This window comes from Frankia sp. CcMO1, from assembly GCF_977945845.1.
The window spans coordinates 1-21,037 of the sequence record NZ_CDWTMG010000017.1 but is presented as its reverse complement, the minus strand read 5'-3'; the positions used below and the strand labels follow the sequence as shown (position 1 = coordinate 21,037).

The 21,037-nt window shown below is 71.2% G+C and carries 18 protein-coding genes; 17 read left to right on the top strand and 1 reads right to left on the bottom strand.

Going from position 1 to position 21,037, the window contains the following annotated elements; translation table 11 throughout:
* Positions 1-572: 572 nt before the first annotated feature.
* Positions 573-1,142, top strand: coding sequence for an HIT family protein (locus AC08OU_RS04260; protein ID WP_462188102.1), 570 nt, complete (start codon positions 573-575; stop codon positions 1,140-1,142).
* Positions 1,143-1,344: 202 nt separating this feature from the next.
* Here the strand turns inward: AC08OU_RS04260 and AC08OU_RS04255 are convergent, their stop codons facing one another.
* Positions 1,345-3,531: an elongation factor G-like protein EF-G2 gene (locus AC08OU_RS04255; protein ID WP_476599588.1), complete on the bottom strand. Its 2,187-nt coding sequence runs from the start codon at positions 3,529-3,531 to the stop codon at positions 1,345-1,347.
* Between the two features lie 193 nt (positions 3,532-3,724).
* Between AC08OU_RS04255 and pgsA the strand changes: the two genes are divergently transcribed.
* The 16 genes from pgsA to AC08OU_RS04175 form a co-directional block, all read left to right on the top strand.
* The gene (gene pgsA / locus AC08OU_RS04250) at positions 3,725-4,438 is read left to right on the top strand and encodes a phosphatidylinositol phosphate synthase (RefSeq protein WP_462188104.1); all 714 of its coding nucleotides are present in this window, start codon (positions 3,725-3,727) and stop codon (positions 4,436-4,438) included.
* Between the two features lie 35 nt (positions 4,439-4,473).
* Positions 4,474-5,352 carry a phosphatidylinositol mannoside acyltransferase gene (locus AC08OU_RS04245; RefSeq protein WP_476599586.1) on the top strand — a complete coding sequence of 293 codons (879 nt, stop codon included), beginning with the start codon at positions 4,474-4,476 and terminating at the stop codon, positions 5,350-5,352.
* A 7-nt stretch (positions 5,353-5,359) separates the two neighbouring features.
* Positions 5,360-6,526 carry a glycosyltransferase family 4 protein gene (locus tag AC08OU_RS04240; RefSeq protein WP_476599584.1) on the top strand — a complete coding sequence of 389 codons (1,167 nt, stop codon included), beginning with the start codon at positions 5,360-5,362 and terminating at the stop codon, positions 6,524-6,526.
* Between the two features lie 87 nt (positions 6,527-6,613).
* Positions 6,614-7,168 (top strand): hypothetical protein, encoded by a 555-nt coding sequence (locus tag AC08OU_RS04235; RefSeq protein ID WP_476599582.1) that lies wholly within the window; start codon positions 6,614-6,616, stop codon positions 7,166-7,168.
* A gap of 149 nt (positions 7,169-7,317) precedes the next feature.
* On the top strand, positions 7,318-8,250 hold the full coding sequence (gene pdxS / locus AC08OU_RS04230) for a pyridoxal 5'-phosphate synthase lyase subunit PdxS (RefSeq protein WP_462188108.1): 933 nt from the start codon (positions 7,318-7,320) through the stop codon (positions 8,248-8,250).
* Positions 8,247-8,846 (top strand): pyridoxal 5'-phosphate synthase glutaminase subunit PdxT, encoded by a 600-nt coding sequence (gene pdxT, locus AC08OU_RS04225; protein ID WP_476599580.1) that lies wholly within the window; start codon positions 8,247-8,249, stop codon positions 8,844-8,846. Before pdxS ends, pdxT begins: the two co-directional genes overlap by 4 nt.
* 22 nt (positions 8,847-8,868) lie before the next feature.
* The gene (locus AC08OU_RS04220; RefSeq protein ID WP_462203079.1) at positions 8,869-9,624 is read left to right on the top strand and encodes a YebC/PmpR family DNA-binding transcriptional regulator; all 756 of its coding nucleotides are present in this window, start codon (positions 8,869-8,871) and stop codon (positions 9,622-9,624) included.
* 103 nt (positions 9,625-9,727) lie between these two features.
* A complete protein-coding gene (ruvC, locus tag AC08OU_RS04215) occupies positions 9,728-10,243 on the top strand; it encodes a crossover junction endodeoxyribonuclease RuvC (RefSeq protein ID WP_462185993.1) in 516 nt (171 codons plus the stop codon).
* On the top strand, positions 10,243-10,986 hold the full coding sequence (gene ruvA, locus AC08OU_RS04210) for a Holliday junction branch migration protein RuvA (protein ID WP_476599578.1): 744 nt from the start codon (positions 10,243-10,245) through the stop codon (positions 10,984-10,986). Before ruvC ends, ruvA begins: the two co-directional genes overlap by 1 nt.
* A gap of 129 nt (positions 10,987-11,115) precedes the next feature.
* Positions 11,116-12,162 (top strand): Holliday junction branch migration DNA helicase RuvB, encoded by a 1,047-nt coding sequence (gene ruvB, locus AC08OU_RS04205; RefSeq protein ID WP_462185966.1) that lies wholly within the window; start codon positions 11,116-11,118, stop codon positions 12,160-12,162.
* A gap of 185 nt (positions 12,163-12,347) precedes the next feature.
* Positions 12,348-12,824 (top strand): preprotein translocase subunit YajC, encoded by a 477-nt coding sequence (gene yajC / locus AC08OU_RS04200; RefSeq protein ID WP_462185967.1) that lies wholly within the window; start codon positions 12,348-12,350, stop codon positions 12,822-12,824.
* A gap of 147 nt (positions 12,825-12,971) precedes the next feature.
* Entirely contained in the window at positions 12,972-14,789 is a 1,818-nt protein-coding gene (gene secD, locus AC08OU_RS04195) for a protein translocase subunit SecD (RefSeq protein ID WP_476599575.1), read from the top strand.
* Between the two features lies 1 nt (position 14,790).
* Positions 14,791-16,026 carry a protein translocase subunit SecF gene (gene secF / locus AC08OU_RS04190; RefSeq protein WP_476595113.1) on the top strand — a complete coding sequence of 412 codons (1,236 nt, stop codon included), beginning with the start codon at positions 14,791-14,793 and terminating at the stop codon, positions 16,024-16,026.
* 105 nt (positions 16,027-16,131) lie between these two features.
* Positions 16,132-16,698 (top strand): adenine phosphoribosyltransferase, encoded by a 567-nt coding sequence (locus AC08OU_RS04185; RefSeq protein ID WP_462185970.1) that lies wholly within the window; start codon positions 16,132-16,134, stop codon positions 16,696-16,698.
* A gap of 82 nt (positions 16,699-16,780) precedes the next feature.
* Positions 16,781-19,354 carry a RelA/SpoT family protein gene (locus AC08OU_RS04180; RefSeq protein WP_476604400.1) on the top strand — a complete coding sequence of 858 codons (2,574 nt, stop codon included), beginning with the start codon at positions 16,781-16,783 and terminating at the stop codon, positions 19,352-19,354.
* A gap of 22 nt (positions 19,355-19,376) precedes the next feature.
* On the top strand, positions 19,377-21,037 hold a 1,661-nt coding region (locus AC08OU_RS04175), incomplete at its 3' end, for a RelA/SpoT family protein (protein ID WP_476604399.1).

Sequence of the window (21,037 nt, the reverse complement as noted above, 5' to 3'; positions counted from 1 at the left end):
GTTACTTCATTACGTCCCCTTAACGTCCGCTAAGATGGCCGGGCAGGGCGTAACGGGCTCGGGTTGTCGCAAGGTTGTCGCGATGGCTTCTCGCGGGGTTGCGCCGGGAGGGCTCCTCCCGGTCGCGGACCCTTCGTGTGCATCATCCTCGCGTCAGATCCAGGGCGCCGTGGTTCGAAACCGATTACGTCACTTGGGGGACGTAATGAAGTAACAAATACGCGATCGAGAGCATCATCGCAGGTCACAGGCCTGTGGAGGGTTCGAAACGCGCAAGTTATTTCATTTCGACTCCTTGAGGGGGACTGGCGGCGACCCCCCACGCCGTCAGTCTCCCTCTTCATGCGCCGGACCGCACCCGCACGCGAGCCTCCTCGCGTACCGCGGGCGTCTCTCGTCGCTCAGATCCTGATAAATTGACGAGACGATATTGCTCCCCCCTGGGGAGCTCGTCCCGGGGAGGCGGCGCCCTTGCTGATGGCCGAGCAGGTTCCGGTGCCCATGGCCCGCTCGATGGGCGCTGCCTGCGTGTTCACTCGGCTCAGCCGGGGCGGCGTCGTGGCGGCCGCCCAGTGACGGCCGAGGTCTCACCCGAGGGGGTTCCCCTGGAGGAGCAGGCCGGGGTCGGCGGTCCGGATGCTTTCCAGCGGCTCTACACCCCGCACCGCATGGCCTATATCAGGGGCGAGGGCCGCTCCCGTGACGATGAATGCCCATTCTGTTCCATTGTCGGGATGTCCGACGAGGACGGCCTCGTGGTTGCTCGGGGTAAAAGCGTCTACGCGGTCCTCAATCTGTACCCCTATAATGCCGGTCACCTTCTCGTTGTGCCCTATCGCCACATCGCGGACTACGCCGACATGGACCCCGAAGAGATCGTCGAGATGGCATTCTTCGTTCAGCACGCGCTCCGTGCGCTGCGGGCCGCCAGCGGGGCCCACGGTTTCAACACCGGCATGAACCTGGGGGATGTCGCCGGCGCCGGGATCGCCTCGCACGTGCATCAGCACGTGGTGCCGCGGTGGGGCGGTGACACGAACTTCATGCCCGTGGTGGGCGCGACCAGGGTGCTCCCCGCCCTGCTCGGGCAGACCAGGGAGATGCTCGCCCAGGCCTGGGCGCAGACCGCGCCCGACGAGTAGGGCGGGTAGCGCCGGGCCCGGTGGAGGCCGCAGCCGGGTCGGGGCGCTCCCGTCGGGGTTGCCCGCCGCACCGGGTCCCGCCCGGCGCCGGGCCCGATGCGGCGGGTGTGCGGTCACGGATGTCTCCCACCGGCAATCCTCCCTGAGCCGGGCCGAGGGTTGCCGGTCGTCCGTCTTTCCCGCTTTATGTCGGATTCCTGCTTTATGCCGATTTTTTCGCTTCCGCCGACAGGGCATCCCCAAGCTGTGGTGGCATCGGCTCGTAGCCGCGATGGTCCCGCGTGAAGCTACCCGTGCCGTGGCTCAAGGACCGTAGTTCAATCGCATATCGGATCATTTCGCTCGCAGGGACCTCTGCGTGAACGACCGTCCGGGGGGTGGCCCCGGGCCCGCCCGGGACGGGTTCCATCCCGACGACCCGTCCTCGGCGAGTGGATAGGTCGCCCATCACGGCCCCGACGTACTCGTCGGGTACCAGGACGCCAACGGCCAGGATCGGCTCAAGCACGACGACGCCGGCGGCCCGGGCCGCGTCCTTGAGCGCCAGTGCGCCGGCGATCTGAAAGGCCATGTCCGAGGAGTCGACGCTGTGCGCCTTGCCGTCGACGAGGCGGACCCGTAGATCAACCATGGGATGGCCGGTGCGGACGCCCTGCGCCATCTGCGCCCGGACGCCCTTCTCCACCGAGGGGATGAAGGCCCGGGGAACCGCGCCGCCGACCACCTCATCGACGAACTCGAAGCCCCCACCCGCCGGGAGCGGTTCGACCTCGATCTGGCAGACCGCGAACTGGCCGTGCCCACCGGACTGCTTGACCTGACGGCCGAGTCCGCGCGCCGGGGCACGCAGCGTCTCCCGGAGCGGGATCCGGGGCGCGGTCCGGTCCACCGCGGCGCCGTAGCGCTGGGCGAGCCGTTCCAGGACCGCGTCGCTGTGGGCCTCGCCCATGCACCACAGGACGAGTTGGGCGGTCTCGGGGTCCTGCTCGATCCGTAGTGTCGGGTCCTCCACGGCCAGCCGGCCGAGTGCGGTCGACAGCCTGTCCTCGTCCGCGCGGCTGCGGGCCCTGATCGCGATAGGGAGCTGCGGTTCGGGCATCGACCATGCGGGCAGGTAGCGCGGGTCGTCGCGATCGGAGAGGGTGTCGCCGGTCTCGGCGGTGCTGAGCTTCGTCACCACGCAGATGCCGCCGGCCGGGCACTCGCCCACCGTGTGCAGAACCGAGCCGTACGGCCGGGAGAGCGCCCCGACCTGCTCGTCGTCGTCGTGGTCGGCGTGCCCGGCCGCGGCTCTGCCGTGCCCGCTGACGTGCACCGCATCGTCGGGATGCAGCGTGCCGGAGAACACCCGGACCACTGACATCCGGCCCACGTAAGGATCCGTGGTCGTCTTCACGACCTCGGCCACGAGCGGCCCGGCCGGATCACCGTGGCTCTGGTCGCAGGGGGAGCCGTCAGGGCGGCTCACCGGCGGCAGGGGATGCTCCCGCGGTGAAGGGAACCCCTGCACGAACAGGTCCAGCAACTCGACGGAGCCGAAACCGCCGGCCCGCCCGCTGCCCCGATCGCCCCCTGCCGCGGCGCCCGGGCCCGAGGTCGAACCCGGAAGCAGACCGGCCGGCAACACCGGGAAGAACGTCCCGCGGGCGACCGCGGTCTCCAGATCGCCGAGCAGGAGCTTGGTGTCGGGCTCATCACCGGACAGGTACCGGTCGAGGAGGGTCTCGTCCTCACTCTCAGCGATGATCCCCTCGACCAGGGCGGCGCGGGCGGAGGCGTACCGGCCGGTGAGGCCGGCCGGGGTCGCGAGTTCCTGGCGGCCGCTGCCCGGGTACTCCAGCACTCGCCCGGACAGCAGATCCACCAGCCGCATCGAGGCGCCGGCCTCCCGCTCGGGCAGGTAGGCCGGCAGCACGCCGGCCCCGAAGGCCCGTTGGCAGCCCTGGACGGCCGCCGCGAAATCGGCCCGGGGATGGTCGAGATGGGTGAGCACGATCGCGCGGGGCATGCCGACCCCGGCGCACTCCGCCCACACCATGCTGGTCGCGCCATCCACCCCGTCGACCGCGCTGACGACGAACAGAGCGGCGTCGGCGGCCCGCAGGCCCGCCCGCAGCTCGCCCACGAAGTCGGGATAGCCCGGGGTGTCCAGAAGATTGATCGTGAGCCCGTGGTGACTGACCGAACACAGGGTGAGGCTGACCGACCGTGCCGGGCGACGCTCGGGATCGGCATGGCCGACGTAGCTGGTCTGGGCGGTCTGACGGTCGCCGTTCTGGCGGCCCGGCGGCCCGGCGGTGGCGAGCAGACGGTCCACCAGAGCCGTCTTGCCCGCGCCGGTGTGGCCTACCAGGACGACGTTGCGCACATCGCACGAGGCTGATGACATCCTCGCCTCCTTGACTGGGAGGTAACGGCCTGTTCGGTAACGGCAGCGTCCTCCCCTGTTACCTGGGACACAAGCCCGAGGGCGGCCGTGGTCGGGAATGCGCGGATCGTGGCGGCTGTACTGTGAAGACCGCCCGAAGCCGGGCGCACGTGGGACGACCACGCGGACGACCACGCGGGACGACGGGACGGACATGCTCGCTAGCAAGGCACGACCGCAGATCCAGAAGTTGCTCGACCCGGTGAGCCAGTGGGCCGCCCGGTCGTCGGTGTCACCGGACGCCGTGACGATCATCGGCATGGTCGGGGTCGCGGGCGGGGCTCTGGGGTTCTTCACCCGCGGGGTGTTCTTCCTCGGCACCGTAGTGATCACGCTGTTCGTCTTCTCGGACCTGATCGACGGGGTCATCGCCCGCGCCCGCGGCATCTCCTCCAAGTGGGGGGCCTTTCTCGACTCCACGTCCGACCGGGTCGGCGACGGCGCGATCTTCGGATCGCTCGTCCTCTGGTACGCCGGCGACGGCGATTCCCTGCCGTTGGCGGGTGCGGCCCTGATCTGCCTGGTCGCCGGTTTGATCACCTCGTACGTCAAGGCCCGCGCCGAGGGACTCGGCTTCACCTGTGACGTGGGGTTCGCCGAACGGGGCGAGCGGTTGCTGATCCTGCTGGTCGCCGCCGGGCTGTACGGCCTCGGGGTGCCCTACCTCCTGCCCGCGGCGCTGTGGTTCCTTGTCGGTGCCACCATGTTGACGGTCGTCCAGCGGGTCGTCCACGTCTACCGGCAGTGGTACCGCGCGGGAGACCCGCCCTCCCCGCCGACGTCAAGGGCGGCCCCGGCCACTGCGTCCCGGACCACGGCCGCGTCCCGGGCCGCGGCCGCCTTCGGCCCCCGCCGCAACGGCCGCTGAGCGGTCATCGAGACGATCCGACGAAGGGCCGAGCGTTGACGGCGGGCGGGCGGGCGACGGCGGCCGGGCGGTTCACCGACCTCGCCTACACGCTGGGCTGGCGCGGCGTCCGGCTGCTCCCGCACCCCGTGGCCGCCGCGGCGTTCCGGTTCGGCGTCGACCTGGCCTACCGCCGCGACGGGCGGGGGGTGCGCCGGCTGCGGTCGAACCTCGCCCGAGTGGCGCCGCTGGGAACCGATCTGGACCGGTTGACCCGGGCGGCGATGCGCTCCTACGCGCGGTACTGGCTGGAGGTGTTCCGCCTCCGGGAGATCGGTCTGGACCGCGTCGTCGGCCGGCTGCGGCTGCTGGACCAGTATCGGTTGTGGGATGCGCACGCCCGCGGGAAGGGGACCATCGTGGCGCTGCCGCACATGGGTAACTGGGAGCAGGCGGGCGCCTGGCTGGTGGCGAATGGCGTGCCGTTCACGACCGTCGCCGAACGCCTGCGGCCGGAGGCGCTCTTCGAGCGGTTCCTGGCCTTCCGCTCGGAGCTCGGCATGGAGGTCGTCCCGCTGACCGGCGGGCAGGCTCCCCCGTTCGACTTGCTCACCGAGCGCCTGCTGGCCGGGGGGATGCTCTGCCTGCTCGCGGACCGGGATCTCTCTCGCGGCGGGATCCCGGTGAGGTTCTTCGGCGCCACGGCCACCATGCCCGGCGGGCCCGCGGCGCTCGCGCTGCGCACCGGGGCGACGCTGCTGCCCGCCACGCTCTGGTTCGATCATGACGGGTGGAGCGGGCGGATCCATCCCGCCGTCGAGCCGAGCGACATCCCGACGATGACGCAGGGACTTGCGGACGCCTTCGCCGCCGGCATCGCCGCGCACCCCGCGGACTGGCACATGCTCCAGCGGATCTGGCGCGACGACGGATGACGCCGCCGTGAAGATCGGTCTGGCCTGCCCCTACGCCTGGGACGTACCGGGCGGGGTCCAGGTGCACGTGCGTGACCTCGCCGAGACCCTGATCGCCGCCGGTCACCAGGTATCCGTCATCACCCCGGTGGACGACGAACGGACCCTGCCGCCCTACGCGGTGGACGCGGGCCGGGCGTTACCGTTGCCCTACAACGGCTCCGTCGCCCGGCTTCTGATGGGCCCGGTCTCGGCCGCCCGGGTCCGCCGTTGGCTGCGTGAGCACGACTTCGATGTCCTGCACGCCCATGAACCGACCGCGCCCAGCGTCAGCCTCCTGGCCTGCATGCTGGCCGACGGGCCGATCGTCGCCACCTTCCACACCGCCAACCCCCGGTCGCGGTTCCTCACCGCGGCCCACGGCGCGCTGCAGCCGTCGTTCGAGAAGCTGCGGGCCCGGATCGCGGTCTCCGAGGCGGCCCGGCGCACCCTCGTCGAGCATCTGGGCGCCGACGCCGTCCTGATCCCGAACGGGGTGGCGGTGCAGAACTTCGCCGGCGCCCGGCCCCTGCCCGGCTACGACGACGGGCGGCCCACCGTCGTGTTCCTCGGGCGCATCGACGAGCCGCGCAAGGGCCTTGACGTGCTGCTAGCCGCCCTGCCGGCGCTCGCCGCCGAGATTGACGGTGTCCGACTGCTGGTGGCGGGGCCCGGTGACGGGGCGGCGGTGCGGGCCCGGCTGGAGCCCGCCCTGCGCTCGCGGGTCGGCCTCGTCGGCATGGTCTCCGACGCCGACAAGCCCCGGGTCTTCGCCTCCGGGCAGGTCTACTGCGCCCCGAATACCGGTCAGGAGAGCTTCGGGATCGTGCTGCTCGAGGCGATGGCGACCGGGACCCCGGTGGTGGCCAGCGACATCGACGCCTTCCGCCGGGTCCTCGATGACGGGCGCGCCGGCAGGCTGTTCGACGTCGGCGATCCCGCGCGGCTGGCCGCGACCCTGGCCCAGGTGCTACGTGATCCCGCCGGCGCCGCGCGGCTGGCGGAACGCGGTCGCGCCGTCGTCGCCGCCTACGACTGGCGGGTCATCGCCGAGCGGATCGTCGGGGTGTACCAGATGGTCTCCGGGGACATGCGGGTGTCGGTCGCGACGGCGATGCAGCCGCCGGTCCGGGGCGACGCGAGGAATGGGGACTGACCTGCCCGGTAACTGACCTGCCCCGGTAACTGACCTGTCCCGGTACCAGAGCCACGTCACATTCGGCCGTTGGTTACGCTGCGCGGGATGACCGTCGTCGTGGTGGTGGTCGCCCTGGTGGTGGCGATCGCGACCTATCTGACCTGGCTGGCCACTCGGCTCGACCGACTCGCGGCCCGGGTCGCGGACGCCCGCGGCGGGCTGGTGGCGCACCTGCTCGCCCGCGCCGACGCCGCGCGCGAGCTGGCCCTGCGGTGTGAGCTGGCCGAGCTGGGTGAGAGCGTGGCCCGGGCCCGAACGGCCTATCCAGGCCTGCTCGCCGGGGGGGCGTTGGACGCCGCGGTCGAGCAGAGCGAAAATGCCCTGAGCCGGGCGTTACGGTCCGCCGAGGTCGCCGCGGCCGGCCAGCACCACCCCGCCGAGCTGCATGCGGTCGACTCCTGCGCGGCCCGGGTCGCGCTCGCCCGGCAGTTCCACAACGACGCGGTCCGCGACCTGCGGGCACTCGCCGGCCGGCGCGTGGTGCGGATGGCGCACCTGGCCGGCCGCCGGTCGCCCCCCGGCTACTTCGAGATCGATGACGCCCTGCCGATCCGCGGCGAGGGCGTCCCTCGCGGCGACCTGCCGGGGCTGGCCTCCTGACGGCTCGGCCGGTCGCGAGATCGCCGTACCATGGAAAACCGACCCACCCGCACGGGAACCATCCGGCGGGGTAGCCGGCATGCAGGTGCCAGACATGCCGGTACCCCGCGGCCCTGGCGACCCGACCCAGCGAAAAGAGACGGCACATCATGCCCGAGGGCCAGACTGCCCCCGCCGCCGGCCCGGCGATCGACTCCGCCCGGCAGGCCGGTACCGCCCGCGTCAAGCGCGGCATGGCGGAGATGCTCAAGGGCGGCGTGATCATGGATGTGGTCACCGCCGAGCAGGCCCGCATCGCCGAGGACGCCGGCGCTGTCGCGGTGATGGCGCTGGAGCGGGTTCCCGCCGACATCCGGGCGCAGGGTGGGGTGGCGCGGATGAGTGACCCCGACATGATCTTGGAGATCATCGAGGCGGTCTCCATCCCGGTCATGGCCAAGGCCCGGATCGGGCATTTCGTCGAGGCACAGGTGCTGCAGGCGCTCGGGGTGGACTACGTCGACGAGTCCGAGGTCCTCACGCCCGCCGACCCGCACCACCACATCGACAAGTGGCGCTTCACGGTGCCGTTCGTCTGCGGGGCCACCAACCTGGGGGAGGCACTGCGCCGGGTCGCCGAGGGCGCGGCGATGATCCGCTCCAAGGGTGAGGCGGGCACCGGCGAGGTGTCCAACGCCGTGGTGCACATGCGTACCATCCGGGCGGAGATCGCCCGGCTGTCGGGACTGCCCGCCGAGGAGCTCTACACGGCGGCCAAGGAGCTGCGCGCCCCGGTCGAGCTGGTCGCCGAGGTGGCCCGGCTCGGCCGGCTGCCCGTCGTGCTGTTCACCGCCGGCGGTATCGCCACTCCGGCGGACGCGGCGCTGATGATGCAGCTCGGCGCGGACGGGGTGTTCGTCGGGTCCGGGATTTTCAAGTCCGGGGACCCGGCGCGCCGCGCCCGGGCCATCGTCGAGGCGACCACCATGTTCAAGGACCCCGACGTTCTGGTGAAGGTCTCCCGGGGCCTCGGCGAGGCGATGGTGGGCATCAACGTCACCGAGCTTCCCCCGGAAGCCCGCTACGCCGACCGCGGCTGGTGAGTGGCCCGCGGATCGGCATCCTCGCGTTGCAGGGGGATGTGCGCGAGCATGCCCGGGCGCTCACCGAGGCCGGCGCGCGGCCGGTGGCGGTGCGCCACGCGGTGGAGCTTGCCGAGGTCGACGGGCTCGTCCTGCCCGGGGGTGAATCCACCACGATCGGCCGGTTGCTGCGCGTGTTCGAGCTGTTGGAGCCGTTGCGGGCGGCGGTGGCCGCGGGGTTGCCCGTGTTCGGTTCGTGTGCTGGCATGATCCTGCTCGCGCGGGACGTCGTGGGCGGCCGGCCGGATCAACCACTGATCGGCGGACTGGACATCGTCGTCCGGCGTAACGCCTTCGGCCGGCAGGTGGACTCGTTCGAGGCACACCTCGAGGTCGTCGGGGTGGCGGGGCCACCTGTGCACGCGGTCTTCATCCGGGCACCATGGGTAGAAAAGGCAGGAGACGCGGTCGAGGTCCTGGCCCGTGTCGCCGAGGCGCCGGTGGCGGTCCGCCAGGGGCCGCTGCTGGCCACCGCGTTCCATCCGGAGCTGACCGGTGATGCCCGGGCGCACCGGCTATTCGTCGACAGCGTCCGATCGTCCGGGTCCGGTCGATGATCGGGCGCAAGAGAGGCAGGTCATGAGCGGCCACTCCAAGTGGGCGACCACCAAGCACAAGAAGGCGGTCATCGATGCCCGCCGGGGCAAGCTGTTCGCCAAACTGATCAAGACGGTCGAGGTGGCGGCCAAGACGGGCGGCGGAGACCCCGCGGGCAATCCGACCCTCGCCGACGCCATCGCCAAGGCGAAGTCGCAGTCCGTGCCGAACGACAACATCGAACGGGCCGTCAAGCGGGGTTCCGGCGAGCTCGCCGGTGGGGTGAACTACGAGGACATCACCTATGAGGCGTACGGCCCGGGCGGGGTGGCGATCCTCGTGGAGTGCCTGACCGACAACCGTAACCGGGCGGCGTCGGATGTCCGGGTGGCGATCACCCGTAACGGCGGCACGGTGGCCGACCCGGGGTCGGTGTCGTACCTGTTCAACCGCAAGGGTGTCGTGCTTATCGAGAAGACCGCCGGCCTCACCGAGGACGACGTACTGCTCGCCGTGCTCGACGCCGGCGCGGAGGAGGTCAACGACGTCGGGGAGGCCTTCGAGGTGGTCTCCGAGGCGACCGATCTGCACGCCGTGCGGGTGGCCGCCACCGGCGCCGGCCTGGCGGTCACCTCCGCGGACATCTCCTGGCTGCCGAGCGTGAGCGTGCCGCTGGAGGCCGAACCCGCCGCCAAGGTCCTCAAGCTCATCGAGGCGGTTGAGGATCTCGATGACGTCCAGAACGTCTGGTTCAATGCCGACATCTCCGACGACGTGATGGAGCTAGTCGGCAGCTGATCGTCTTCTCAGGCGATCTGTTGGGCGTGTCGTGGATGTCCGGTTGCGTCGCCGCCCCTAGATTCGAACGAATGTTCTTGTGAACGTGCGGTCGGGAGGGTGGATGCGGGTGCTGGGGGTCGATCCCGGGCTGACCCGGTGTGGCCTGGGGGTCGTCGACGGTGGCCTCGGTGTCCGGGCCCGCCTGGTCGAGGTGGGGGTGGTGCGCACCCCCGCCACCGCCGAGGTCGCCGAACGGTTGTGCGCTGTGTCCGACGGCATCGACGCCTGGCTCGATCGCACCCGTCCGGAGGCGGTCGCGGTTGAGAAGGTCTTCAGCCAGGCGAACATGCGTACCGTGATGGGTACCGCGCAGGCCGGGGCGGTCGCCATCATGCTGGCCGCCCGGCGGGGCCTGCCGGTGGGTCTCTACACGCCCAGTGAGGTGAAGGCCGCGGTGACCGGCAGCGGCCGGGCGGACAAGGCGCAGGTCAGTTTTATGATCACCAGGTTGCTCGGGCTGACCGAGGCGCCACGCCCGGCCGATGCGGCGGACGCCCTCGCGTTGGCGCTCTGCCACCTGTGGCGCGGGCCGGCGCTGGCCCGGTTCCGTTCCGCCGCGCCGGGCGGATCCACCTGATGATCGCGTCGTTGGCCGGCACGGTCACCGCGCTGACCCCGCTGTCCGCCGTCATCGAGGTCGGCGGGGTGGGCCTGCTCGTCCACTGCTCGCCGTCGACGCTGTCGCGGCTGCGGGTGGGGGAGTCCGCCTCCCTCGCCACCACCCTGATCGTGCGCGAGACCGAGCTGACCCTCTACGGCTTCGCCGACGCCGATGCGCGCGACGTTTTCGAGATCCTGCAGAGCGCGGCCGGGGTCGGGCCCAAGCTCGCCCAGGCCGTGCTCGGAGTGCACGATCCCGACACGGTGCGCCGCGCCGTTGCCGAGGAGGATCTCGCGGTGCTGACGAAGGTCCCCGGTATCGGGCGCAAGGGTGCGCAGCGCATCGTCCTGGACCTGCGGGACCGGCTCGGTCCGCCGAGTGGTGGTGCGCCGCTGCCCGGCCCGCGCCCGACGCCGGGACCGGAACCGGTGCCGGCCGATGCCGTCGGGGTCGCGGCGACCGTGCGGGAGGCGCTGGTGGGCCTGGGCTACTCGGGTCGTGAGGCCGACGACGCCGTGTCGCGGGCGCTCGTGGTCCTGGCCGCGCCCGCCGGCGAGGGCGCCGCTGCGGGTGGCGAGCGTGCCGTCCCGGGCGAGGGAGACGTCCCGGGCAAGGAAGGTGCCCCGGGTTTCCGGGCCGGGGCCGGCGCGGGAACCGGCGGCGCCCCGCCCGACGCCGCGGCACTGCTGCGCGCGAGCCTCGCCGTGTTACGCAGGTGAGGGCCGTTATGACGCCGCTAGGCGGCGCGCGGCCGCGTCGGGCGCTGGTCAGCCGGGGCGAGGGTAGTCGGGGCGGCGGTCAGCCGGAGCGGGGGTACGCCGGGGGGCGGGGGTACGCGGAGGTGGGACATGAGTGACGACGGCCTGGTGTCCGCCGCGGCGAGTCCCGAGGAGTGCGCCTTCGAGGCCGGGTTGCGTCCGCGCACCCTGGCCGAGTTCGTCGGCCAGCGTAAGGTGCGCGAGCAGCTTACGATCATGCTCGAGGGGGCACGGGCGCGCGGTCGCCCGCCGGACCACGTCCTGCTGTCGGGCCCGCCCGGTCTGGGTAAGACCAGCCTTGCGATGATCATGGCGCAGGAGCTCGAGGCTCCGCTGCGGATGACTAGTGGGCCGGCGATCGAACGCGCCGGGGACCTCGTCGCGATCCTCACCGCACTCTCCCCGGGAGAGGTCCTGTTCCTCGACGAGATCCACCGGATCGCCCGGCCAGCCGAGGAACTGCTCTACGCCGCGATGGAGGACTTCCGGGTTGACGTCATCCTGGGCAAGGGCCCGGGCGCGACCGCGATCCCCCTCGACGTGTCGCCATTCACGCTGGTCGGGGCCACGACTCGGTCGGGCCTGCTGACCGGCCCGCTGCGGGACCGGTTCGGGTTCACCGCCCATCTGGACTTCTACGACGCCGACGAGCTCGCCCGGGTGCTGACTCGCTCGGCCGGCCTGCTGGGGGTCACCCTCACCGCCGAGGGAGCCGCCGAGGTCGCTGGCCGGTCGCGTGGTACGCCCCGCATCGCCAACCGGTTGCTGCGCCGGGTGCGCGACTACGCGGAGGTGCGGGCCGACGGCGTGGTCACCCGCGAGATCGCCCAGGCGGCGCTGCGGATCTACGACGTCGACGGGCTCGGACTGGACCGCCTCGACCGGGCCGTGTTGGAGGCGCTGGTCACCCGGTTCGGCGGCGGTCCGGTCGGGCTCACCACGCTCGCCGTGTCGGTCGGGGAGGAACCGGAGACGGTGGAGGACGTGGCCGAGCCGTTCCTGCTGCGTGCCGGCCTGCTGATCCGTACCGCCCGGGGCCGGACGGCCACCCCCGCCGCCTTCGAGCACCTCGGTCTGGACCCCGTCACCGATCCGCTCGGCCGTACCCAGGTCTCGCTGTTTACCGAGGGAGAATGACTGTGAGAGGGCCGGTCGGCCGGGGAGCGGCCACTGAAGGTGATTGGTTCGTCCTGGGTGAGCCGTCCCCGTAACAGCGGCCATTCCGGCCGGAGGAGGTCCTGCGCGCCGGGCACAACCGCCCTGCCCACCACGGGCATCCGATCGATACGTACGATCGCCGCAACACATCAGGAGGGCAGGACGTGCACGTACTCGTGGCAGCTTCGGTGACGGCCGACAAGGACGGGGGCAGTTCGATCAGCGGGCTCCTGTTCCCGCTGATCCTCATCCTGGTGATCGTCTACTTCTTCTCGATGCAGCGGCGCCGCGCCAAGGCGCAACAGCAGCAGATGTCGCGGATCGTTCCCGGTACCCTGGTGACGACCACCGCTGGTCTCTACGCCACGGTCGTCGAGCTGGAGGACGGTGACGTCCTGCTGGAAGTTGCGCCCGATGTCGTCTGCCGCTTCTCGCGCAGCGCGATCGCCCGGGTGATCAGTACGCCCGACGGAGCCGGGGACGGCGGGGAGTCCTCCGGGGAACCGCAGTCGCACGACGACGGTTCCGACGGCCCTGGTGGCCCTGGTGGCGCCGAGGCGTCGCCTCCCGGTGGTGGCGTCTCCGGTGGGGACGGCGGCACGGGCGGTGAAACGACACACCCGCCCCGCAAGGAGCTATGACCGCTGGTCACCTGACCGAGCACTACCGTTCGGGGAGCGGAACGCACCCTCGGTGACATTCGTTCGGATACTTTGGGCACCGCCGGTCCGGGCAGCGGCGAGACGAACGAGCGCCGGCATACCGGCGCGTGAGGAAGGGACTCGCAGGTGGCACGCGGCTCGGCACGGGTATCCAGGGGAATCTCCGTCTGGACCCGGCTGGGGATCCTCGGCGGTCTGATCGTCGTCCTCTACGGCCTCATGGCCGCTACCGGAAACTGGAAGCCCCGGCTCGGGCTCGACCTGCAGGGCGGGACGAGCGTCATCCTCACGCCTCGTGCCACGCAGGGGAACAACGTCGACAGCGGTGCCGTCAACCAGGCCGTCGACATCATCCGGCAGCGCGTTGACGGCTTGGGCGTCGCTGAGTCCGAGGTTCATCGCACCGGCAACCAGATCGAGATCTCGGTGCCCGGCCGCGGCCGCAACGACGTCGTGGATCTGGTCGGGCAGACCGCCGAACTGCGTTTCCGTGAGGTCGCCACGTCCGGCCGGGCCACCCCGGGGCCCATTCCCACCCCCACTGGGGCGGTCCCCGCACCCACGCCGGGCGCGACGGGCCAGTCGGCCCCGACGGCCAGCCAGAGCACGCCGAGCATCGCGCCATCATCCCAGGCACCCGCTGCGTCGAACAAATCGGCCGCACTCGGTGACGGCACGGGCCGCGGCCTGATCGCCCAGCCGGTGTCGCTGGCCGCCGCGGGCACGCCCGCGGTGAGCGCGGCCTCGGCTTCTCCGGCGGCTTCGGCCGCCCCCGCGCCGGCGGCGACCGGGTCGACCGCGCCGGCCGGGGACAGCCCGCCCGCCGACGTGTTCGCTCGCTACGAGTCGCTGACGTGCGCAGCGGCCGACGTCCGCAAGGCCTCGGTCAGCACCGACCACCCGCAGGACTGGACCGCCGCCTGTGACCGGACCGGGACGACGAAGTACCTGCTCAAGCCGGCCACGGTGGTCGGGACGGATGTGAAGACCGCCTCCGCGGGCCTGCAGGGCGGCGGCGGGACCACGGGCGTCACCACCGGGCAGTGGGTCGTGAACGTCGAGTTCACCGGTTCGGGCCAGAACAAGTTCACCAAGCTGACCGAGAGCACGATCGGCAAGCAGGTCGCGATCGTGCTCGACGGGGTGGTGCAGTCCGCGCCGCAGACCAACGAGCGCATCCCCGGATCGGCCCAGATCTCCGGCGGCTTCAGCCAGTCCGAAGCCGAGGACCTCGCCAACGTGCTGCGCTACGGTGCCCTTCCCCTGGCCTTCGAGCGATCCCAGGCCGAGTCCATCTCGCCGACCCTCGGCCGTGACTCGCTGCACGGCGGACTGCTCGCCGGCGCCATCGGACTCGTTCTCGTCATCGCCTACTCCTTCCTGTACTACCGGGCGCTGGGCATCGTCGTGATCACCTCCCTCGCCGTCAGCGGTCTGCTGATCTACGCCTCGGTGGTGCTGCTCGGCGTGGCGATCGGGTTCACGCTGACCCTGGCGGGCATCGCCGGTCTGATCGTGTCGATCGGTGTCACGGCGGACTCGTTCGTGGTCTACTTCGAACGGATCAAAGACGAGGTCCGGGCCGGCCGCACGGTCCGGGCGGCCACGGATCGTGCCTGGCCCGCCGCGCGGCGCACGATGCTCTCCGCGGACACGGTTTCCTTCCTGGCCGCCGCGGTCCTCTACATCCTGTCGATCGGCTCGGTGCGCGGCTTCGCCTTTACGCTCGGGCTGTCGACGTTGAGCGATGTCGTGATCATGTTTATCTTCACCCGGCCGTTGGTGACATTGCTGGTGCGGCGCCGACTGTTCTCGGTCAGCCGGTACTCGGGCCTGAGCCCGAAAACCCTCGGCGGGCGTGGTGGTGGCGTGGCGCCGGCCGCTCCCACCCGGGCGCGGCTGGCCAAGCGGCCGGCGCCGGCCGGGCAGAGGCGGGAGAGCTGAGATGGCACTGGTCGGGCGGATCTACCGCAGCGACTTCAACGTCGACTTCGTCGGCCGGCGCAAGGCCTGGTATGCCGTCTCCGGCGTCGTGGTCACCGTCTGCATCATCAGCATGATCTTCCGTGGCTTCACCTTCGGTATCGAATTCTCCGGTGGCGCGGTCTTCCAGCTACCCAGCAGTGGCGGTACCGTCGCGCAGGTCGAGGACACGCTGTCCGGCATTGGGCTCGACCCGGCGGACAGCGTGGTCCAGCAGTTGGAGACCTCCCACCAGTTCCGGATCCAGACGCCGACCCTCTCCGACGCCCAGACCCGTGAGCTGACCGGCGCGTTGGCCAAGCGATTCTCGGTGTCGGACCCGGACCGCGACATCGCCGTGTCGACCGTCGGCTCGTCCTGGGGATCGACGATCACAAACAAGGCCCTTCAGGGCCTGGTCGTCTTCCTCGTGCTCGTCGTGATCTACCTCTCGGTGCGGTTCGAGTGGAGGATGGCGCTCGCGGCGATAGCCGCTCTCGTTCATGACCTCGTCGTCACCATGGGTGTCTACTCGCTGGTGGGTTTCGAGGTGACGCCGTCGACGGTCATCGCTGTGCTGACGATCCTCGGATTCTCTCTATACGACACGGTGGTGGTGTTCGACCGGGTGCGGGAGAACACCGCGGGCATGGGCACGTCGACGCGGCGGACCTACGCGGAGGCGACGAACGACGCGCTCAACGAGACGTTGGTGCGTTCGCTGAACACCTCGCTCATCGCCATCATCCCGGTCGCCTCCCTCCTCTTCGTCGGCGCCGGTCTGCTCGGTGCCGGCACGCTGAAGGACCTCGCGCTCGCCCAGTTCGTCGGTATCGCCTCCGGTACATATTCCTCCCTGTTCTTTGCCACGCCGCTGCTCGTCGACCTCAAGCGCGGCGACCCCGCCGTGCGGGCGCTGGACGCGCGGGTCGCCCGCGAGCGCGCCAGGCGGGTCCGGGCAGCCGCGGGTGCGCCGGGCACGGCAGTTTCCGCCGGCGCGGCGGTCGATCCGGCCGGCTGGGGTGAGGACGGTCCTGTCCCCGACGAGCGGGCCGAGCAGGCCGTAGGACGACCCGCCTCCGGCGCGCGTGAACCGGTTCCGGCCGGGGCGAACCTGGGCGGTGCCGCCCGACGACCGTCGGGCGCGCCCCCCGCCCGGCGCGCCGCGGGGCGCAAACCCGGCCGGCGCGGACGGCCGAGCGGTAAGAAACGCCGATGAGCCAGGTCACCGGCCGCGCGGATCCGGGCGGCCCCGATCGTGTGGCGGCAGATCTCCGGACGCCCCTGAAGTCCGGACGACCTTGAAGGTGGGAGAAGCGGCACGATGACGAGCATCGACGACGCACCGCAGCGATCCGCCGCGCACGACGCGGTCGCCGAGGTCCTGCGTGGCCACATCCGCGACATTCCCGACTGGCCGCAGCCGGGGGTCGTGTTCAAGGACATCACCCCGCTGCTCGCGACGCCGACCGCGTTCGGGGTGGTCATCGGTGCACTGGCGGACGCGGCCCGGGCGCTGGGGGCCACCACGATCGCCGGCATCGAGGCGCGGGGCTTCCTGCTAGCCGCGCCGGTCGCGGACCGGCTGGGCGCCGGCCTCGTGCCGATCCGCAAGCAGGGCAAGCTGCCGGGGCCGACCCGAAGCGCGTCCTACGACCTGGAGTACGGCGCCGCCACGATCGAGATCCACGCCGACGCAGTGCACGACGGCGACCGGATCCTGCTCGTCGACGACGTGCTGGCCACCGGTGGCACCGCGGCCGCCGCCCACAGCCTGCTCGCGGCTGGCGGCGGGGAGGTCGTGGGGCTGGCGGTCCTCATGGAGCTGTCCTTCCTACCGGGCCGTGATCGGGTTGCGCCGCTCGATGTCGTCTCCCTTCTGGCGATTTGATCTTGCCTGGGCGAGGTCCGCGGAAGGCTTCTGACCAGTGCGGCGTTAGGCTCGGTGTCTAGTCCTTACGCAGGAGCGGTTCGTGCCCGAGGCAGCGCCGGTGACCACCGGAGTTCCGCCGCCCGCCGTCACTCCCTTCCGGGAGCCCCGGCCGGTGGGCGATGCCGCACGGGCCACCGCCGGATCGGCGGCGCGTGAGCCGGCAGCCCACGGGCCGGCACAGCCGCCGGCCGCGGATGGTGGCGATGTCCGCGGGGAGGAGTCACCAGGTGGATCCCCGGGGGGGTCCGAGCTGGTCACCGCGGTCGGCCTGGGACGGCGTCCCGAGGACGGTTCCCCGGTAGTCCCCCGGTTGGGGCACGAGTCGCCGCCGCTGCCGCGTCGGGTGCGCGGGCGGCTCTCCCGCTTTTCGACGCACCGGGCGACGCCTCCCTCGGCTCTCGATCCGGTGCTGCGCGGGCTGCTCGCGAACCACCCGCGCGCCGACATCGCCCAGGTGCAGCAGGCGTTCGAGGTCGCCGACGCGGCGCACGCCGGCCAGGTGCGCTTCTCCGGCCACCCGTACATCACTCATCCGATCGCGGTCGCGAGCATTCTCGCCGATCTGGGGATGGACACCGCGACGCTGTCCGCGGCGTTGCTGCACGACACCCTCGAGGAGACGACGCTCACCGTCGACACAATCCGGGACACCTTCGGTGACCATATCGCGCTCATCGTCGACGCGGTCAGCAAGCTCAACCGGGTCAAGGTCGGCGAGGCGGCCCAGGCGGAGACCATCCGCCGGATGGTCGTCGCGATGGCCCGCGACCCACGCGCGCTGGTGGTCAAGCTCGCCGACCGCCTGCACAACATGCGTACCCTGCGCTTTCTGCCCGAGCACAAGCAGGAACGCAAGGCCGGGGAGACGCTCGAGGTCTACGCCCCGCTCGCCCACCGGCTCGGCATGAACTCGTTGAAGTGGGAGCTGGAGGACCTCGCGTTCGCTGCGCTGTATCCGAAACGGTACGATGAAATCGTCCGGCTGGTCGCTGACCGGGCCCCGAGCCGGGACGTCTATCTGGCCGAGGTGATCGGGCAGGTGCAGGCCGGCCTGCGGGACGCGCGGATCAAGGCGGTCGTCTCCGGGCGGCCGAAGCACTATTACTCGATCTACCAGAAGATGGTGGTGCGCGGCCGTTCCTTCGACGACATCTATGATCTGGTCGGCATCCGCGTCCTGGTCGACTCGGTCCGGGACTGCTATGCCACGCTGGGCACCGTGCACGCGACCTGGAAGCCGATTCCCGGCCGGTTCAAGGACTACATCGCGATGCCTAAGTTCAACATGTACCAGTCGTTGCACACGACGGTCATCGGTCCCGAGGGCAAACCGGTCGAGCTGCAGATCCGCACGCACGCAATGCACAACCGGGCCGAGTACGGCATCGCCGCGCACTGGAAGTACAAGGAGGACGGGGTTGCGGCCCGGCCCTCGGCGGGGACCCCGGAGGGCGGGCGGGCCGGTCGGCGCAAGGGCGGACCCGACGCGGACCTCATGACCTGGCTGCGTCAGGTGCTCGACTGGCAGCGGGAGACCGCGGACCCGGGAGAGTTCCTCGACAGCCTGCGGTTCGCCGCCGAGACCGACGAGGTTTTCGTCTTCACCCCCAAGGGCGACGTCATCCCGCTACCCGCCGGGTCGACGTCGGTGGACTTCGCCTACGCGGTGCACACCGACATCGGTCACCAGTGCGTCGGGGCCCGGATCAACGGCCGTCTCGCAGCCCTGGACACCCCGCTGGACAATGGCGACACGGTCGAGATCTTCACCTCGCGGGCCCATTCGGCCGGCCCGAGTGGGGACTGGTTGATGTTCGTCCGTTCGTCGCGGGCCAGGACGAAGATCCGCCAGTGGCACGCCCGTGAGCGCCGGGAGGATGCGATCGTCGCCGGCCGCGACGCGATCGGCCGCGCGATGCGCCGCCACGGCCTGCCGCTGTCCCGCCTGATGAGCGGGGACGCCCTGCTGAACCTGGCCAAGGACCTGCGCTACGCCGACGTGGCCGCCCTCTACGCGGCCGTGGGGGAGAACCACGTCAGCGCCCAGTTGGTGGTCTCGCGGCTGCTCGTGGCCCTCGGCGGCCCGGAGGGGGCCGAGGAGGACGCGGGTGAGACCGAGCTGCCGATCCGCACGCTGCGCCGCTCGACCGGGGAGCCGGGGGTGCTCGTCACCGGTGCTCCCGACGTGTGGACGAAGCTCGCTCGCTGCTGTACGCCCATGCCCGGCGACGAGATTGCCGGTTTCGTCACCCGGGGCAAGGGCGTGTCGGTCCACCGGACGGACTGCTCCAACCTGTCGGGGCTGCGTGGCGGGCCGCACGACCGCACGGTCCAGGTCGAGTGGGCGCCGTCGTCGGGCTCGGTGTTCCTCGTCGTGATCCAGGTCGAGGCGATGGACCGTACCAAACTACTCTCGGATGTCACCCGGGTACTGTCCGACCGGCACGTGAACATCCTGTCGGCGTCGGTGGCCACCACGCGGGATCAGGTGGCGGTCAGCCGCTTCACGTTCGAGATGGGAGACACCAAACATCTCAGGCACATCCTGAGTGCGGTGCGTGCTATCGAGGGTGTGTACGGCTGTTTCCGCGTTACCTCGGGCGTACAGGTCTAACGGGTCGAATCAGGGGGGTGCCGTGGATGCTGAGACCGTGGGTGCGGGTCTGCCGGCCGGCGGCGGTCTGACCCCCGCGCTGTCCCGGGCCGACGGCGGCGCCGACGAGGCCTCCCGGGCCCTGTCGGCGGCCCGGCAGGCGAGCGTGCGTCTCGCCCACCTGGCCCGGCGGATGGCGACACCGCGGATGTCCCAGGTGCCGCCGGAGCTGCGTGACATCGTCGAGGCGCATCGCGACTATCATCCGCGTGCCGACATCGGCCTGCTGGTGCACGCCTACGGCATCGCCGAGCGGCTGCACGCCGGTCAGATGCGGCGCAGCGGGGATCCGTACATCAGCCATCCCCTCGCCGTCACCGAGGTCCTCGCGGAGCTGGGGGTGGACACGACCACCCTGATCGCCGCCCTGCTGCATGACACGGTCGAGGACACCGGGTACACCCTCGACTCCGTTACCCAGGAGTTCGGTGCGGAGGTGGCCAACCTCGTCGACGGTGTCACCAAGCTGGACAAGATGCGGTTCGGGGAGGCCGCGGAGGCCGAGACGCTGCGCAAGCTGATCGTGGCCCTGGCCCGGGACTACCGGGTACTGGTCATCAAGATCGCGGACCGGCTGCACAACATGCGCACGCTCGCTTTCATGTCCCCCCCCAAACAGGTGAAGATCTCCCGGGTCACGCTTGAGGTCCTGGCCCCGCTGGCCCACCGGCTCGGCGTCAGCGTGATCAAGCGGGAGCTGGAGGACCGGGCGTTCGCCGTGCTCCATCCCGCCGAGCACGCCCGGATCGCCGCCACGGTGGATGAGTTCACCGCCGCTGAGCGCGCGGCCGGAACCGTCGCGGCGCTGGTGACACGGTTGCGAGCCGGGCTCGTGGGGGCTCGCATCGACGGCGCCGTCTCCATCCGGGTCAGCCACCTGTTCTCGATCTACAAGCGGGCTCAGGAGCGCAACCGGCCCGTCCAGGACTACACCGACCTCGTCCGCGTTCTCGTGCTCGTCGACGAGGTGACGGACTGTTACGCGGCGCTGGGTGTCATCCACGCCCTGTGGCGACCGGTGCCCGGCAGGCTGCGCGACTTCGTGGCCACCCCGAAGTTCAACATGTACCAGTCCCTGCACACGACGGTGACCGACGACGCCGGCCGCTCCCTCGACATCCAGCTCAGGACGCCGTCGATGCACCGGCTGGCCGAGACCGGGATCGTCGCCCGACCGGTCGGGCCCGGCGCGGACGGCGCCCGCCTGGAGGGCCTGTCCTGGTTGCACAGCCTGCTGGACTGGCAGGAGGAGGTCGACTCGGACGAGTTCCTCGAGTCGCTGTCCTCGGACCTGGACGCCGACGAGGTGCTGGCGTTCACGCCCAAGGGCAGGATGCTCGCGCTGCCGGCCCGGTCCTCCCCGGTGGATGTCGCCTACGCCGTGCACACCGACATCGGGCACCGGGCGATCGGCGCCCGGGTCAACGGTCGGCTCGTCCCGTTGGATACCCGGCTGCGCAACGGCGACGTCGTCGAGATCCTGACGTCCAACCTCCCCGGCGCGGGACCGTCGGAGGACTGGTTGCACTTCGTCAGGACCTCCCGGGCCCGGGTACGTATCCGGCGCCGGCTGGCCCGGCAGCGCAGGGACGCCGCGGCCGGGGTGGCCGAGCCGGGCGTCACGACCACTCGGTCCGGGAACGG